Here is a 15,397-nt window from a genome sequence, read left to right on the forward strand (position 1 = left end):
GGTCAGGACTGCGGCGGGGTGGCGGTGTTTTCCGCGCGGTCGCCGCTGCGGAAGCTGACGTAGGCTTCGCCACGCAGTTCCTGCAGGAAGCGGTTGTACTCGTCTTCCAGCTTGCGACGGCCGATGGTCTCGCGGACCTGGGCACGCTGGTTGTCGGTGGTCACGTCGGTCTGGCGGGTCGCCACGCGCTGCACGATGTGCCAACCGGCATCGGTACGGAACGGCTGGCTGACGCCACCGTCCTGGAGGCCTTCCACCTGCTGGCCGAAGGCCGGACCGAACGCGTCGGCCGGGAACCAGCCCAGGTCACCGCCCTGGCCCTTGCTGTTGTTGTCCTCGGAGGACTCCTTGGCAACGGTCTGGAACTCGGCACCACCGGCGATGCGGGCACGCAGGGTGTCGATCTTGGCCTTGGCGGCGGCGTCGGTCTGGTGGTCGTCCACGCGCACCAGGATATGGCGGCCGTGGAATTCGGTGACCGTATGCTCACCGGCGGCGGCGGAGCTGGCGTCACGCACTTCCACCAGCTTCAGCAGCTGGAAGCCGCTCGGGCCACGGATCGGGCCGACCACTTCGCCGGGCTTCATCTTTTCCATCATCTGGGCAAAGGCCTGCGGGATTTCATCCAGGCTGCGCCAGCCCAGGTCGCCGCCTTCCAGTGCATTCGGGCTGTCCGAATAGCGCACGGCCGCTGCGTTGAAGTCCAGCTCGCCCTTGTCCAGCAGGGTCTTCACACCATCGGCCTTCTTCTGGCCGGTGGCGATCTGGTCGGCGTTGGCACCGTCGGGCAGGGCGATCAGGATGTGCGCCAGGTGGTACTGGTTGCCCACCGTGGCCTGCTGCTTCAGCGCGGCGTCGACTTCACCCTCGCTGACGCTGATGCGGCTCTGCGCGAAGCTCTGGCGCAGGCGCTGCACGGTGATCTCGTCACGCACCGAGGCGCGGAAATCGTTGAAGTCGATGCCGTCATGGGCCAGGCGCTGGCGCAGGGCGTCCAGGTTCGAACCGTTCTGCTGGGCGATGGAGTTCATCGCCTGGTTCAGCTCCTGGTCGCTGACCCGGATGCCGCTGCCCTGGGCGCGGGCCACCTGCAGCTTGACCAGCACCAGGCGCTCGAGCACCTGGCGGCTGAGCACGTCTTCCGGCGGCAGCTGGTTTTCGCGGCCGGCGTACTGCGCCTTGATGTTGGCGATCGCACGCTGGAGCTCGCTCTGCAGGATCACGTCCTCATCGACGACGGCGGCGATGCGGTCAAGCGGCTGCGCCTCCTGGGCAAGCACCTGCAGGGGGGCGGACACGCTGGACACCGCCAGCAGCGAGGCGAGAAGAACGGGGAAGCGCTTGGTCATGGGATCAGGTTCGGATCGTAGTCATCCCGGGTCGCCCCGGTGTTGCTCGGCGGCACGAGATAGAAGTCGTCGCGGTTGTAGCCGAGGATAGCACGGCGCAGGGTACGGTCCGTGTCCTGGCCCAGGGAGCTCAGGCCCTTGAGCACGAACTCCAGCTGGATGGCGTTGTTCATCTCGCCTTCGCGGTTGCGGACGTAGCGGCGCGCGACCGCACGCACGGCCAGGCAGCAGCTGTCCCACTGGACGCCGGCGATGATCTCCAGCGGTTCCTTGTCCTGCAGCGAGTAGTAGTAGCGGCCGACCAGGCTCCAGCGCGCATTCAGCGGGTACAGGAACGACAGGTCGGCCTGTTCCAGCAGCGTGCGGTCATGCTTGTTGGCGGTGGCCGGGGCGCCGGAGTTGATGCGGTAACGGTAGCTGAGGTTGATCACGCCATCGTTGGGCATCAGGTAGCGGGCGCGGACGCTGGCCAGATCCTCGCGCTTGTACTTGGGGTCCCACTGGTAGGTGGCACCCAGGGTCCAGCGGTCGTTGATCATGTAGTTGCCGTCAGCGATCCACGCCGACTTGCCCTTCTCCACCGGCGCGCCACCCGGGGTGACGGTCACCCGCGATTCGTCGAAGTACTGGATCTGGCCGATGGAGGCCGAGAAGCGTTCCTTGCCGGTGGTCTGGTCGATGAAGCGGGTGCTCAGCGCCATGGTCAGCTGGTTGGCGTCGTTCTGGCGATCGGCGCCGGTATAGCGAGAATCGCGGAACAGCTGGCCCCAGCTGAAGGTGAAGTCGCGGGTGTCGAAGATCGGCAGCTCGTCCTGATCGCGGTAGGGCGTGCGCAGGTAGAACAGGCGCGGTTCCAGGGTCTGCAGGAAGGACTTGCCACCGATGCGGGTCTCGCGATCGAAGAACAGGCCGGCGTCGATGCTGCCGATCGGCAGGCTGCGGCTGGGCGAGGTGTTGCCGCGCAGCTGTTCCGGTGTGGCGGTGTTCGGGTCGATGCCCTGCGAACGCAGGATCTGGCCGCGGATGCCGTTCACGCCATCAACCAGGCCACGGTCCAGCTGGTAACCGGTATAGCGGTAGGCCAGGGTCGGCGTGACATACCAGGCCGCGCCGCTGATCGGGAACGACACGTAGGGTTTGACATCCAGCCGCGAGCCGCCGCTGACACCGATGCCGTCGGTCTGACGGCTGCCGTTGCGGGTGTACTGCAGGTCCGGTCCCGCATCAGCGCCGTACTTGAAGTTGATGTCGTCGTGGGTGAAACGCACGGCTTCGGCGTAGATGCCGGTTTCCAGCCACGGCAGGACCGGCTTGTCCCAGTTGAAATACAGGCGCGGCTGGCGGTTGTAGGCCAGCGCACCCTCGTTGAGGGTGTAGTCGGTCAGCTGCCAGCGGTCGGCCATGATGCCGGCCGTCCAGTTCCTGCCAGTGCCGTACAGGCCGATGGTGCTCTGCAGGTTCGACGCGGTGACCCCCACCAGGCGGTTGGCGAAGTCTTCCACATAGCGTTCGTCGCTGACCCAGGCCAGGTTGGCGCGGGCCTGCCAGTGGTCGTCGAGGTTGTGGTAGCCGCCGAACATCACCCGGCCGCGGTCGCGGTCGCGCAGTTTGTCGTTGGGCATGAACGCGGTCAGCAGTTCGCCGCGGCCGCCGTTGTAGAGGTAGCGGAATTCGTTGTCGAGCATCAGGCCGCGCCGGCTCATGTAGCGCGGGGTCAACGTGTCGTCGTAGTTCGGCGCCAGGTTGAAGTAGATCGGCTGTGCGTAATCGAAACCGTTGCGGCCGGACATGCCCAGCTGCGGGAACAGCAGGCCGGTCTTGCGGCGGTCGTCGATCGGGAACTTGAAGTACGGCGCCCACAGCACCGGCACCTTGCCGATGCGAAGCACGGCGTTGCGGGCGGTACCGAAGCCTTCGTCGTTGTCCACTTCGATCTGCGGCGCCGACAGCTTCCACACCGGCTGCGACGGGTCGCAGGTGGTGTAGGTGGAGCGGTGCATCTGGCCGACCGCGCCCTGCAGGTCGACCGATTCGGCATCGCCGTTGCCGCGGCGCGACACCAGCTGGTACTTGATGTCGGTGATCTTGTGGGTGTCGCTTTCCTGGTTGCCCTCGGCGCGCTTGGCGACCATGCGGATCGAGGAGTCCTGGTAGCGGACATTGCCGTCGGCGATGTAGTTGCCGGTCTCGGTATCGAAGCTGAGCTTGTCGGTGCCGACGAACTGGTCGCCACGGCGCAGGGCCACGTTGCCTTCGTACTGCGGCACGGTGGTGGTGCCCAGCAGCTGGTCACCCTCGATGTCGGTCGGCTGCTGCTCGCGCGCGGCGCTGGCGGCGGCCTTGTCCTGCCCCGGGACCGGGACCGGGACAGGGGCATCGGTGAACGCGGGAATCACGTCGGTAGCCGGGCACAGGCCCCAGTTGAGCGGCTTTTCATCGGCCATTGCCGGCAGGCAGATGGCGATGCTCAGAGGCAGGGGAAGCAGGCGGAGGGCTCGGCGCACGCGGTTCGGATTCGGGCGAAAACGGACGGTAGCTTGCCCCATCCCTTGCATAGGGGCAATGAAGGGCGTCGGATCCTGCCGGTTCGGGTTCATCCGGAGACGCTGCCCGGTGGGGGGGGTAGCAGGGCCCGGACATGGGCCACGCTGCACTCGGCAAGGGCCAGCAGGTCATAGCCGCCTTCCAGCATCGAGACCACCCGGCCGGCCGCATGGCGGCGCGCCAGCGCATGCAGTTCGCGGGTGATCCAGGCGAAATCGTCGGTTTCCAGCATCAGGTCGGCCTGCGGATCGCGCAGGTGGGCATCGAAGCCGGCCGAAATCAGCAGCAGCTGCGGCCGGAAGTCGTCGATGGCCGGCAGCATCTCGTCGGCCCACACATTGCGGAAGCGGAAACCGCCGCTGCCGGGGGGCAGCAGGATGTTCATCAGGTTGCCGGCACCGCGGTCGCGGCGCAGGCCGGAGTTGGGGAACAGCCCGGCCTGGTGGGTGCTGTAGTACGAGACCCGGGCGTCGTGCTGGAAGATGTCCTGGGTGCCGTTGCCATGGTGGACATCGAAATCGACCACCGCGATCCGCTCCAGGCCATGACGGTCACGGGCGTAGGCGGCGGCGATGGCGATGTTGTTGAGCAGGCAGAAGCCCATCGCAGTGCTGCTGGTGGCGTGGTGGCCCGGTGGCCGCACCGCGCAGAACGCCAGCGGGTCCTCGCCCAGCATCACCGCATCTACCGCCGCCACGCCGGCGCCGGCGGCATGCACGGCGGCACTGGCCGAGCCGGGCGAGGTCCAGGTGTCCATGTCCAGCTGTCGCAGCGGCGCGGTCTGCGGCTGCAGCACGAAGTCGAGCAGGGCGCTGTCGTGGACCCGGGTCAGTTCGCCGAACTTGGCCGGCGGCGCCTCGCGCCAGTCCAGCTGGCCGGGGAAGGCGGCGTGCAGGGCATCGAGCACATGCTGCAGGCGTTGCGGGCACTCCGGATGGCCAGGGCCGGGGTCATGCAGCAGGCAGGACGGATGGGTGAAGACCAGCATCGTGCCGACTCAGCGCTGGCGCTGCTGTGGCTGCCACAGCGCTTCGCCATGGCCATCGGCACGGGCCAGCACCCGGGCCAGCACGAACAACAGGTCCGACAGCCGGTTGAGGTACTGCAGCGCCTCGCTGCGCACGGCGTCGTGGCGGGCCAGGGTGACCGTCTCGCGCTCGGCCCGGCGGACGATGGTGCGCGCCAGGTGGCAGCGTGCGGCGGCCTCGCCACCGGCTGGCAGGATGAATTCCTTCAACATCGGCAGGCTGGCGTTGTAGTGATCCAGCTGCTGTTCCAGTGCCGACACATCGGCGGCGTGGATCGCGGCGTGGCCGGGGATGCACAGTTCGGCGCCCAGGTCGAACAGCTGGTGCTGCAGATGCACCACCAGCGCGCGCACGTCGTCGGGCAGCGCCGTGGCCAGCAGCAGGCCGAGTGCGGCATTGGCTTCGTCGACAGTGCCGTAGGACGCCACGCGGGCATCATCCTTGGCCACGCGCTGGCCGTCGCCAAGGCCGGTACTGCCGTCGTCGCCGGTGCGGGTATAGATGCGCGAGAGGCGATGACCCATGGCGCGGCTCAGTGCCGGATGTCGCGGCGGGCCTGCTGGAGCTTCAGCACCTGCTCCACGGCCAGCTGCAGGGCGGCGGCCAGCGCCACGTAGATGGCGGTGGTGCGCAGGTACGGCCCGAACCACTGTGCGTAGTTCTGTGCCCAGCCGGCCAGCGTCGGTTCGGCCACGTTGCGGCTGGTCCAGTAGAAGCCGCCCTGCGCGAGCAGGTGACAGACCGCCACCGAGGCCACCAGCAGCAGCGCGCCCTTGGCCAGTACCGGCCAGCGTGCCCCCTGGTAGTTGCGGCCCAGCAGCATGCCGCCGGCCCACAGCGAGAAATACGCCGGCAGCAGCAGCCAGTAGCCCGGCGACACGCAGTAGTGCTGCCAGAAATCCAGGCCGCTGCTGCGGATCACGATCCAGTCCACCAGCACCGCGAACACCATCAGCAGCGGGAACGCCCAGCGGGTCCAGCCAGCCAGGTAGAAGCCGCCGATGAAGAACACCGCCCAGGAGGCATCCGGGATCGCCGCGAAGTGGTTGACCCGGGTCGCCGCCAGCAACAGCACGAGTACGGACAGGACGAAGGCACGGTTGGCGGTGGCGGACATGGCAGCGGGCCCGGAGCGGATTCAGGTTTCATTCTAGCCCGCCGCGCCGGTTGGCGCAGGTCGGGGGCTGTTGGGTGTCCGGGCGGGGCGAGCGCGTATCATGAACACCATGAGTGAACGACATGACGTGCTGATCGTCGGTGGCGGCCTGGTCGGTGCCAGCCTGGCCATTGCCCTGGACCGGTTGGGCCGCGACGTGGGCCTGCTCGAAGCCAGCCCGGCCGGCGAGCTGCCGGCGGTGTTCGACCAGCGCAACCTCAGTTTCGCCGCGGCGACCGTCAACGCGCTGACCGCGTTGGGGGTCATGCAGAAGCTGGCGATGGCGCCGGGCCCGATCCGCCGCATCCATGTCAGCCGCGTCGGCGATTTCGGCCGCGTGCAGCTGGAGGCTTCCGACTACGACCGGCCGTGGTTCGGCCAGGTGGTTGTCGCGCGTGACTTCGGCCAGGCGCTGGAAGCGCGCCTGCAGGAGCTGCCGCAGCTGCGGCGCTACCGGCCGATGCGGTTCCTGGGCCTGGGCGAGGTGGTCGACGGCTACCGCCAGGTGCGGGTGGCCGACGAGACCGGCGAGCGCGTACTGCTGGCACGGCTGGTGGTCGGTGCCGATGGCACGACCAGCGGTGTGCGTGGCGCGCTGGGCATCGAGGTCGACCGGCATGATTTCCAGCAGACCCTGTTCGTGGCCCGCGTGCGCAGCCAGCGCGCGCCGGATGGCACGGCCTGGGAGCGCTTCACCGATACCGGCCCGACCGCCCTGCTGCCGCGCGGCGACCGCCACTTCGGCACCGTGCATGGCGTGGCGCGGGACCAGGCCGATGCGGTGATGGCGCTGGACGATGCGGCCTGGCTGCAGCGCCTGCAGGATGCGATCGGCTGGCGTGCCGGTCGGCTGCTTGAATCCGGCCCGCGCAGCGCTTACCCGCTCATCCAGGTGCTGGCGCGCGCATTGGCCGGTGAACGCACGGTGCTGCTGGGCAATGCCGCGCAGACCATCCATCCGCTGGGTGCGCAGGGCTTCAACCTGGGCCTGCGCGATGCGCTGACCCTGGCCGAACTGCTGGAGGATGCGCACGAGGATGCCGGCAGCGATGTGCTGCTGCAGGCCTATGTTGCGCGCCGCCAGGAAGACCGACGGCAGACGGTGGCGTTCTCGGGTGGCCTGGCACGGCTGACCAGCAATCCGGCACCGCTGATGCGGCCGCTGCGCAGCCTCGGCCTGGTGGCCGCGCAACGCGCCTCGGTGCAGTCGATGCTGGTCGGTGGCGCGATGGGCTTCCGCGGCGAAGTGCCGCGCCTGTGCCGCGGAGAAGCCGCATGAGCCGGCGCATGCGCCTTGATGTGGCCATCGTCGGTGGTGGCGTGGTCGGTGCCGCGTGCGCGCTGGCGTTGGCCGATGCCGGCCTGTCGGTTGCGCTGGTGGAAGGTCGTGAGCCCGCGCCGTGGCAGGCCGCACAGCCTGACCTGCGCGTGTTCGCCTTCGCTGCTGACAACGTTCAGCTGCTGAACCGCCTCGGTGTGTGGCCGGCGATCGCGCAGGCCCGTGCCTGGCCCTACCGGCGCATGCAGGTGTGGGACGCGGCCGGTGGCGAAGATCTGCTGTTCGATGCCGATCGCTTCGGCCGTCGTGAACTGGGCTACATCGTCGAGAACGGCCTGCTGCAGGATCGCCTGTGGGCGGCGTTGCCGGCGGCGGGCGTGCAGCTGCACTGCCCGGCGCGGGTGGAAGCGCTGGAGCAGGACGACGACGGCGTGCGCCTGCGCCTGGATGACGGTCGTCGCCTGGAAGCGGCGTTGGCGGTGGCCGCCGACGGCGCCGAATCGACCCTGCGCCAACTGGCCGGGATCGAGGTTGAAAAGCATGACTACCACCAGCGTGGCGTGGTGGCCTACGTGGACAGCGATCTTCCCAACCAGGCCACCGCCTGGCAGCGTTTCCTGCCGGGCGGGCCGCTGGCGCTGCTGCCGGTGGCCGAGCGCCGCAGCTCGATCGTCTGGACCCTGCCCGAGGACGAGGCGGCACGTGTGCTGGCCTTGGACGAGGACGCCTTCAACCGGGAACTGACCCGCGCCTTCGCGGCACGGCTGGGTGAGCTGCGACTGGCGTCACCGCGTGCGGCCTTCCCGCTGCGTCGCCAACTGGCCCGTCACTACGTGGCCGGCCGCGTGCTGGCATTGGGTGATGCCGCGCATGTGGTGCATCCGCTGGCCGGGCAGGGCGTGAACCTGGGCCTGCGCGATGTCGCCGCCCTGCAGCAGTGGCTGGCGCCGTCGGCCGAGCGCCGTGGCCAGCCGCGGCTGTCGCCGCAGCGCCTGCAGCGCTGGGCACGCGAACGGCGCAGCGACAACCAGATCGCCGCCTACAGCTTCGATGCGATCAACCGCCTGTTCTCCAACGACGAGATGCACCTGACCCTGGCCCGTGGCCGCGCGCTGGGCTGTGTCGGCAAATGGCCGCCGCTGGTACAGGCGTTCTGGAAGCGCGCCGCCGGCGTCTGAAGCAAAAAGGGGACGGAGGGGATTAAGTCGTTTGTGCACATACGACTTAATCCCCTCCGTCCCCTTTTTCAATCCACCAGCCAGCCGGCCAGGTCGGTGCGGTCCAGCTTGCCGCGGTGCCTGCGGTCCAGCGAATTGAATTCGTCGGCCAGCGCCGGATTGGCCTGTGCTTCCTCGCGGCTGATGAAACCGTCGCCGTTCACATCTAGCGCGGCGAAATGGACGCGGTACTGGCCGACCACGCTGCTCGGTTCCAGCGAACGCACGGTCACCTGCGCCTCGCCGGCCGGCTGCGGAATCTCCACGCTGCCGCTGACCCGGCCGGCATCCAGCGGCTGCTGGCGGATCGCGCCGCCGGTGGGGCCCAGCGGCTGGCTCTGCGCCGGCGTGGACGGGCCGTGCTGGGCGATGGCCGGTACCGACGCCAGCAGGATGGTCAACAGCAGGGCAGCACGCGGAAGGTTCATGACAGGCTCCTTGCCAGAGGGTACCGGGAGCGTACTCCCGGCAACCTGTGCCGCCGATGACGGATCAGCGCAGCGGCGAAGCCAGCACGGTGATCTCTTCACGGTCGTGATAGAGCTGCTTGGCGCGGACCACCAGCGGCTTGCCGGCCTGGTCCTGGAACAGGTCCAGGCACAGCCGGGTTTCGTCCCAGCGCTTCTTCATCGGCAGTTTCAGATTGAAGATCGCATGCCGGCACCAGCCCTCGCGGAACCAGGTGGCCATGCGTTCGGCCACGCGGCGCGGCTGCTCGACCATGTCGCAGACCATCCAGTCCAGCGGCTGTTCCGGGTGCCAGTGGAAGCCATCGGCGCGCAGGTGCTCGACCAGTCCGGTGTCCAGCACGTGCTGGCGCAGCGGGCCGTTGTCGATGCTCAGCACGTGCATGTGCTGGCGGGTCAGCACCCAGGTCCAGCCGCCGGGTGCGGCGCCGAGGTCGGCCGCACGCATGCCGGGCTTGGCCAGCGCCTCGCGTTCTTCCGGCGTCAGCAGGGTCAGCAGCGCCTCGTCCAGCTTCAGCGCCGAACGCGAAGGCGCCTCGGGCAGCAGCTTCAGGCGCGGGATGCCCAGCGCCCACGGTGCGCTGTCGGCCGGGTCGGCCACGCAGACGAAGGCATGGGTGCCATCGACGAACACCACATGCAGGCGCGGCAGGCGGTTGTTCGGCTTATCAGTGAGCTTGCCGGCCTTGCGCAGCGCCGGGCGCAGTGCATTGCCGAAGGCACGGGCCAGACCGGACAGTGGCTTGCCGGCGTCCGAATCGGGGTGTTCCACCCACAGGTCGCCGAAGCGCGGCGCATCGGCCAGCACTTCCAGCATCGGGGTGATCCGGTCCGCCGGGTCCAGCTGCGGCAGTTCGGCCAGCACCACCAGCTTCTGCCGCGCGAAGATCAGCTCGCGCCAGCGCAGGCGCGGCGCCAGCGCGGCGGCTTCGTCGCACATGAAAAGCACGTAGCCGTCATTGCGCTGGGTGCGCGCATAGCCGGCGAAACCGGCTTCACCGGCGCGGAACTGCAGCTCGCCGGCCAGCTCGGGCTCGAAGCCCTGCCGGCACAGGCACAGCAGGCCGATGCCGGTTTCAGTAACGGGCGCCATCGCTTTCCCCATAGGCACGCAGCACGCTGCGCGCGGCGTCGCGGTTCAGCCCTTGCACCACTTCGATGCCGCGCTTGTTGAGTTCACCCACCCAGTCGGCCGGCAGCGGGCCTTCATCGAACGGGGTCAGTTCCTCGACGTCGGCCGAGTTGGCACCGATCAGCAGGCGATCGATGCCGGCCCACACGGTGGCGCCGTAGCACTGGCAGCACGGCTGCGAGCTGGTGGCCAGGGTGACCGGCGACAGCACCGCGTTCAGGCGCGGGGTCTGCAGGCGCTGCTGGGCCAGCATGTAGGCCATGTTCTCGGCGTGCGCCAGCGAGGTCGCGTGCGGCATCACCCGGTTCACGCCGGCGGCGATGACCTTGTCATCCGGGCCGAACACCACCGCACCGAACGGGCCGCCACTGGCGTGCTCGACGTTCAGCCGCGACAGCTCGATCGCCAGCGCGACCTTGGCCTCATCGCCCGGATATCGACGATCCAGGTCGATCTGGTCGTGGATCCAGGCGGGAAGGGTCAGGTGGACTTGCGCGTACAGCATCGCGGGGGTGCCTCGTGTGGGATGGGAAAAGTGCGGTTGCTTGGGAAACCGGCGCGCAGTGTAGCCGCACCGGCCTGTACCGGGTGTGGGCGTGGCTCAGCCCGGCGAGCCGGTGCGGATCACCACGTACTGCTTGCGGAATTCCAGCCCGGCCTGCGGCCAACTGGCAGCATAGGCGCGCAGCAGGGGCAGGGCGGCGGCGAAGTCGTGGCCGTTGACCCGGCAATCGGCCTCGCACAGGCCGTCGGCATCGCGCGAGGCGAACAGGCGGATGGCGAGGAAATGGCGGGCTTTCAGCAGCTCGTCGAAGGCCTCCATGCTGCGGGTGAACAGGCAGCAGGGGCAGGAGCCATGATCGTCTTCGCTGCAGGTGGAGGCATCCACGTCCTGTGCACGGTAGTGCGCCAACGGCCCCAGCACCACGGTGCGCTGATGTTCCTCACCCTCGTCGCCGACCGGATAGGTCAGGCCCATCATCGGCAGGCCCTGTGCGTCTTGGGCGCCGATCGCGGTCTGCAGGGTCACCAGGTCCACCCGGGCCCAGGCCTGGAAGCCGGACAACAGCGATGCCTGCTCATCGGCACCATTTGCGTGCTGGTACTCGAACAGGCCATCGGCGAACAACTGCGGATGCTGGCTTTCAATGACGGTGGAGGTCTGCCAGCCGCCGTTGTCGCGCGCTTGCGCGGCCATTGCATGCGGGGTCAGGCGCAGGCCGCTGTCGAGCAGCAGCGCGTTGCCGTCGATGCGGCTGGCGGTGCCGGTGTCCTGCAGGGCCTGCTGCAGCAGCGGGAGGAGGGCGGTGGCGCTCGTGGTCATGTCAGGCCTGTGGATGGATGGGGCGGAACATCCAGGCAGGGCCTGGGGCTAGCGGTCGAGTGCGTCGAGCTCGGCGCGATATCGCTGCGCGTCAGGCTGCTGCTGCGGGTCGTTGCCGTGGTCGCGCAGCCAGCTTTCCAGTTCGCGGCGATAGTCGGCGCGGAAACCGGCATTGCCCGGGCTGAAGTGCAGCTTGCGCGCCGCCACTTCCACCCGCTCGCGCGCGCTGGCCCGGGCCTGGGCGATGCCGTGCGGTGACTCGTTGGTGAGGATGACGATGTTGCGCGGGAAGCCCGGCGTGTACTTCACCACGAACGGCTGGTCGCGCGCCGGGATGCGGATGGCGTTTTCCAGCGGCCACAGCGAAGCCGTGTTGGTGTGGAACACCACGTCCACGTCGCGCCCCTCGGCCGTGCGCAGCACCGCTTCGTAGCGCCAGATGTACTGTTCGTTGAGCGTGGAGCTGGTTCGCTCGGCCTTGACGATCACCGCTTCACCACGCTCGCCCACCACGTTGAGAAAGGTGGCGTTGAGGAAGTGGCCGAGGAACATGTTGAGCATCGCCAGCGGGAACACCACGATGGCGTAGCCCGGAAAGCGCCGCCACCACGAGACCAGCCCGGCCAGCACCATTGCTGCAAAGAACGTCAGCAGCGGATGCTGCGAGATGAACCAGAGCAGGACGGAAAGGGCGGTGATCATCGTCGCGGTCGTGCGGGCGCCATCCAGGCGCCCGCGCAGGCCCTCAGGCCGACCAGGTATCGCGCAGGGTCACGCTGCGGTTGAATACCGGCGTGGCTGCGGTATGGTCGCGGCGGTCGGCCACGAAGTAGCCGGTACGCTCGAACTGGAACGACTGCTCCGGCGTGGCGCTGGCCGCGGCCGGCTCGACATAGCCGGTGACAGTGCGGCGCGATTCCGGGTTGAGGTAATCGCGGTAGGTCTTGCCTTCCGATTCGTCGTCCGGGTTCGGCACCGAGAACAGGCGGTCGTACAGGCGGATCTCGGCCGGTACGCCGTGCACGGCGCTGACCCAGTGGATGGTGCCCTTGACCTTGCGGTTGGCGCCTTCCATGCCCGGACGCGATTCCGGATCCAGCCAGCCACGCAGCTCGGTGATGGTGCCGTCGGCATCCTTGATCACTTCGTCGCAGCGGATGATGCCGGCGCCGCGCAGGCGCACTTCGCCCCCCGGGACCAGGCGCTTCCAGCCCTTCGGCGGCACTTCGGCGAAGTCCTCGCGGTCGATCCACACTTCGCGTGCGAACGGTACTTCGCGGCTGCCGAAGCTTTCGTCCTTCGGGTGGTTGCTGAAGGTCAGCTGCTCTTCGTGGCCTTCCGGCAAGTTGGTCAGCACCAGCTTGACCGGATCGACCACTGCCATGCGGCGCGGTGCGGCACTGTCCAGGTCCTCGCGCAGCGCGCCTTCCAGCACGCTGAAGTCGATCAGCGAATTCTGCTTGCTGATGCCCACGCGCTCGGCGAACAGGCGCATCGCGGCCGGGGTGTAACCACGGCGACGCAGGCCCTGCAGGGTCGGCATGCGCGGGTCTTCCCAGCCGTCCACCAGCTGTTCGGTGACCAGCGCCATCAGCTTGCGCTTGCTCATCACCGTGTAGTTGATGTTCAGGCGCGAGAACTCGATCTGGCGCGGCTTGGCCGCTTCGCGCGGCAGGCCGGCATCGACCAGCGGCTGGGTCAGCGCGTCGTCATGGGCGAAGTCGACGTTGTCCACGCACCAGTCGTACAGCGGGCGGTGGTCTTCGAATTCCAGCGTGCACAACGAGTGGGTGATGCCTTCGATCGAATCACCCAGCGCGTGGGCGAAGTCGTACATCGGGTAGATCGGCCACGCATTGCCGGTGTTCTGGTGCTCGACGTGCTTGATGCGGTACAGCGCCGGATCGCGCAGGTTGATGTTGCCGCTGGCCATGTCGATCTTCGCGCGCAGGGTGCGCGCACCATCCGGGAATTCACCGGCGCGCATGCGGCGGAACAGGTCGAGGTTTTCCTCGACGCTGCGGTCGCGCCATGGCGACGGGCGGCCCGGCTCGGTCAGGGTGCCGCGGTAGGCGCGCACTTCCTCGGCCGACAGGTCGCAGACGTAGGCCTTGCCCTGTTCGATCAGCTTCTCGGCGGCCAGGTAATAGGCCTGGAAATAGTCCGAGGCGTGGCGCAGCTCGTTCCACTCGAAGCCCAGCCAGCGCACGTCGTCCTGGATCGCGGCCACGTATTCCGGATCTTCCTTGGCGGGGTTGGTGTCATCGAAGCGCAGGTTGCAGACGCCGCTGAATTCACCGGCGATGCCGAAGTTCAGGCAGATCGACTTGGCGTGACCGATGTGCAGGTAGCCGTTCGGCTCCGGCGGGAAGCGGGTCTTGATCGCCTGGTGCTTTCCGCTGGCCAGGTCCTCGCGCACGATCTGGCGGATGAAATCGCGCTTTTCGTGGCTGTCGGCGGGGGTGTCGGGGCTGGCGGGGGTGTGCTCGGACATGAGTCAGCGAAAAGAAAGGCAGAAAGACCAACAGTCTAGCGCGTACGGGGCAGGGCTGCCCGGTGGGGTGTGGGGATGCCGGCCCCGCCCTCTGGTAGTGCCGGCCGCTGGCCGGCAACTCTCGGATCCCGCTCCCGGCACCATTCAGCCCCCGGGCGTATGCTGGAGCCCTGCCCCGAGGAGCCGCCGCATGCACATCGTGTACAAGGCCGACAACCTGTTCGACGCCCATCTGGTCAAGCACGCGCTGGAAAACGCCGGCATCCCCGCCTTCGTGTTCGGCGAGCAACTGCTGGGTGGCATGGGCGAGCTGCCGTTGTTCGGTGTGTTGCGGGTCGGCATCCCCGACGCGGCGCGGCCGCAGGCGGAGGCCATCATCGCGGCGCTGGACTTGGGCCAGGCCGCCGCCGACCCCATTTCCGATGCAGACGATATGGCCGGACTGCCGGCGTAGGAGCGCATCATGTTGGGAATTGGCCAAGGCATCCTCGGCATCGGGGCCTTCAAGCAGCGCCTGCCGCGCCCGGAAGAGGCATTGCCGGGGCGCGAGCAGCCATTGCCGCTGCACAGCAACCAGCACTTCGTGAACAGCCATCCGCTGAAGGACCGCTTCGCCGGCCTGCAGCAGATCCGCTTCGCGCTGGGCTGTTTCTGGGGCGCCGAGCGGAAGTTCTGGACCGAGCCGGGCGTGTACAGCACCTCGGTCGGCTATGCCGGTGGCATCACCCCGAACCCGACCTATGAAGAAGTGTGCTCGGGCCTGACCGGGCACACCGAAGTGGTGCAGGTGGTGTTCGACCCGGCGGTGGTGAGCCTGGAACGGCTGCTGCAGCTGTTCTGGGAAAGCCACGACCCGACCCAGGGCATGCGCCAGGGCAACGACACCGGCACCCAGTACCGTTCGGCGATCCACGCCACCGACGAGGCACAGTACGCTGCCGCGCTGGCCAGCCGCGAGGCCTACCAGGCCCAGCTGGATGCGGCCGGCTACGGCCCGATCACCACCGAGATCGTGTACCCGGCACCGGCGTACTACTACGCCGAGGACTATCACCAGCAGTACCTGGCGAAGAATCCGAACGGCTACTGCGGCATCGGCGGCACCGGCGTGAGCTGCCCGATCGGGTTGGATGTGGAGGCGCCGCGCTGACGCGCGGTGGTCCGCCTGCGGCGGGCAGAAGCCAAAGCCAAAGCCAAAGCCAAAGCGGCTCTGGGTTGCTGACGGTTTGGCGGGACGGGGGCGGCTGGCAGGACACGCCGTAAACCCATCCCTGGGGGCTCGATGGCGCCATCCATGGCGCCAACGGTCCTGCCAGCCGCCCCCGTCCCACCTTCGACAGTTTCCGGGTGACGGTGGGCAAGAGCATTGGTTGGTGACGAACTGATGGAAAAGAAAAAGGACGCGGC

15 protein-coding genes are annotated in these 15,397 nt (G+C 68.2%); 4 read left to right on the forward strand and 11 right to left on the reverse strand.

Features of this window, described 5'->3' with window-relative positions; genetic code table 11:
• Positions 1–2 precede the first annotated feature (2 nt).
• The 5 genes from ACT6SE_RS02365 to ACT6SE_RS02385 form a co-directional block, all read right to left on the reverse strand.
• On the reverse strand, positions 3–1,349 hold the full coding sequence (locus ACT6SE_RS02365; RefSeq protein WP_032959016.1) for a peptidylprolyl isomerase: 1,347 nt from the start codon (positions 1,347–1,349) through the stop codon (positions 3–5).
• Positions 1,346–3,853 (reverse strand): LPS-assembly protein LptD, encoded by a 2,508-nt coding sequence (gene lptD, locus ACT6SE_RS02370; protein ID WP_444811090.1) that lies wholly within the window; start codon positions 3,851–3,853, stop codon positions 1,346–1,348. Before lptD ends, ACT6SE_RS02365 begins: the two co-directional genes overlap by 4 nt.
• Before the next feature lie 89 nt (positions 3,854–3,942).
• Positions 3,943–4,881 (reverse strand): histone deacetylase family protein, encoded by a 939-nt coding sequence (locus ACT6SE_RS02375; protein WP_046428929.1) that lies wholly within the window; start codon positions 4,879–4,881, stop codon positions 3,943–3,945.
• A 9-nt stretch (positions 4,882–4,890) separates the two neighbouring features.
• Positions 4,891–5,445 (reverse strand): cob(I)yrinic acid a,c-diamide adenosyltransferase, encoded by a 555-nt coding sequence (locus ACT6SE_RS02380; protein ID WP_014645991.1) that lies wholly within the window; start codon positions 5,443–5,445, stop codon positions 4,891–4,893.
• A gap of 8 nt (positions 5,446–5,453) precedes the next feature.
• Entirely contained in the window at positions 5,454–6,038 is a 585-nt protein-coding gene (locus ACT6SE_RS02385; protein WP_014645992.1) for a hypothetical protein, read from the reverse strand.
• Between the two features lie 109 nt (positions 6,039–6,147).
• On the opposite strand from ACT6SE_RS02385, the gene ubiH reads away from it, so the two are divergent.
• Together ubiH and ACT6SE_RS02395 are read left to right on the forward strand one after the other, a co-directional pair.
• On the forward strand, positions 6,148–7,356 hold the full coding sequence (ubiH, locus tag ACT6SE_RS02390) for a 2-octaprenyl-6-methoxyphenyl hydroxylase (protein WP_046428932.1): 1,209 nt from the start codon (positions 6,148–6,150) through the stop codon (positions 7,354–7,356).
• On the forward strand, positions 7,353–8,534 hold the full coding sequence (locus ACT6SE_RS02395; RefSeq protein ID WP_046428934.1) for a UbiH/UbiF family hydroxylase: 1,182 nt from the start codon (positions 7,353–7,355) through the stop codon (positions 8,532–8,534). The genes ubiH and ACT6SE_RS02395 overlap by 4 nt, the downstream gene beginning before the upstream one ends.
• A 68-nt stretch (positions 8,535–8,602) precedes the next feature.
• Here the strand turns inward: ACT6SE_RS02395 and ACT6SE_RS02400 are convergent, their stop codons facing one another.
• From ACT6SE_RS02400 to ACT6SE_RS02425, 6 genes are all read right to left on the reverse strand, one after another.
• Positions 8,603–9,001 (reverse strand): hypothetical protein, encoded by a 399-nt coding sequence (locus ACT6SE_RS02400; RefSeq protein ID WP_014645995.1) that lies wholly within the window; start codon positions 8,999–9,001, stop codon positions 8,603–8,605.
• A gap of 64 nt (positions 9,002–9,065) precedes the next feature.
• A complete protein-coding gene (rlmM, locus tag ACT6SE_RS02405) occupies positions 9,066–10,133 on the reverse strand; it encodes a 23S rRNA (cytidine(2498)-2'-O)-methyltransferase RlmM (protein ID WP_046428937.1) in 1,068 nt (355 codons plus the stop codon).
• Positions 10,117–10,677: a nucleoside deaminase gene (locus tag ACT6SE_RS02410; protein ID WP_004154307.1), complete on the reverse strand. Its 561-nt coding sequence runs from the start codon at positions 10,675–10,677 to the stop codon at positions 10,117–10,119. The genes rlmM and ACT6SE_RS02410 overlap by 17 nt, the downstream gene beginning before the upstream one ends.
• Positions 10,678–10,773: 96 nt before the next feature.
• Positions 10,774–11,496 (reverse strand): DUF6348 family protein, encoded by a 723-nt coding sequence (locus tag ACT6SE_RS02415; RefSeq protein ID WP_014645997.1) that lies wholly within the window; start codon positions 11,494–11,496, stop codon positions 10,774–10,776.
• Between the two features lie 48 nt (positions 11,497–11,544).
• Positions 11,545–12,198, reverse strand: a complete 654-nt coding sequence (locus tag ACT6SE_RS02420) for a membrane protein (protein WP_046428941.1) — start codon at positions 12,196–12,198, stop codon at positions 11,545–11,547.
• Positions 12,199–12,241: 43 nt separating this feature from the next.
• Complete coding sequence (locus tag ACT6SE_RS02425) at positions 12,242–13,990, reverse strand: glutamine--tRNA ligase/YqeY domain fusion protein (RefSeq protein WP_046428943.1); 1,749 nt, start codon at positions 13,988–13,990, stop codon at positions 12,242–12,244.
• A gap of 190 nt (positions 13,991–14,180) precedes the next feature.
• Here ACT6SE_RS02425 and ACT6SE_RS02430 point away from each other — a divergent pair, with 190 nt between their 5' ends.
• Both ACT6SE_RS02430 and msrA read left to right on the forward strand, forming a co-directional pair.
• Positions 14,181–14,444: a putative signal transducing protein gene (locus ACT6SE_RS02430; RefSeq protein WP_014646000.1), complete on the forward strand. Its 264-nt coding sequence runs from the start codon at positions 14,181–14,183 to the stop codon at positions 14,442–14,444.
• A gap of 30 nt (positions 14,445–14,474) precedes the next feature.
• Positions 14,475–15,140 carry a peptide-methionine (S)-S-oxide reductase MsrA gene (gene msrA / locus ACT6SE_RS02435; protein ID WP_032956996.1) on the forward strand — a complete coding sequence of 222 codons (666 nt, stop codon included), beginning with the start codon at positions 14,475–14,477 and terminating at the stop codon, positions 15,138–15,140.
• Positions 15,141–15,397 lie beyond the last annotated feature (257 nt).

It is taken from the genome of Stenotrophomonas sp. LC732, from assembly GCF_052446685.1.
GTDB classification, from domain to species: Bacteria; Pseudomonadota; Gammaproteobacteria; order Xanthomonadales; family Xanthomonadaceae; genus Stenotrophomonas; species Stenotrophomonas muris.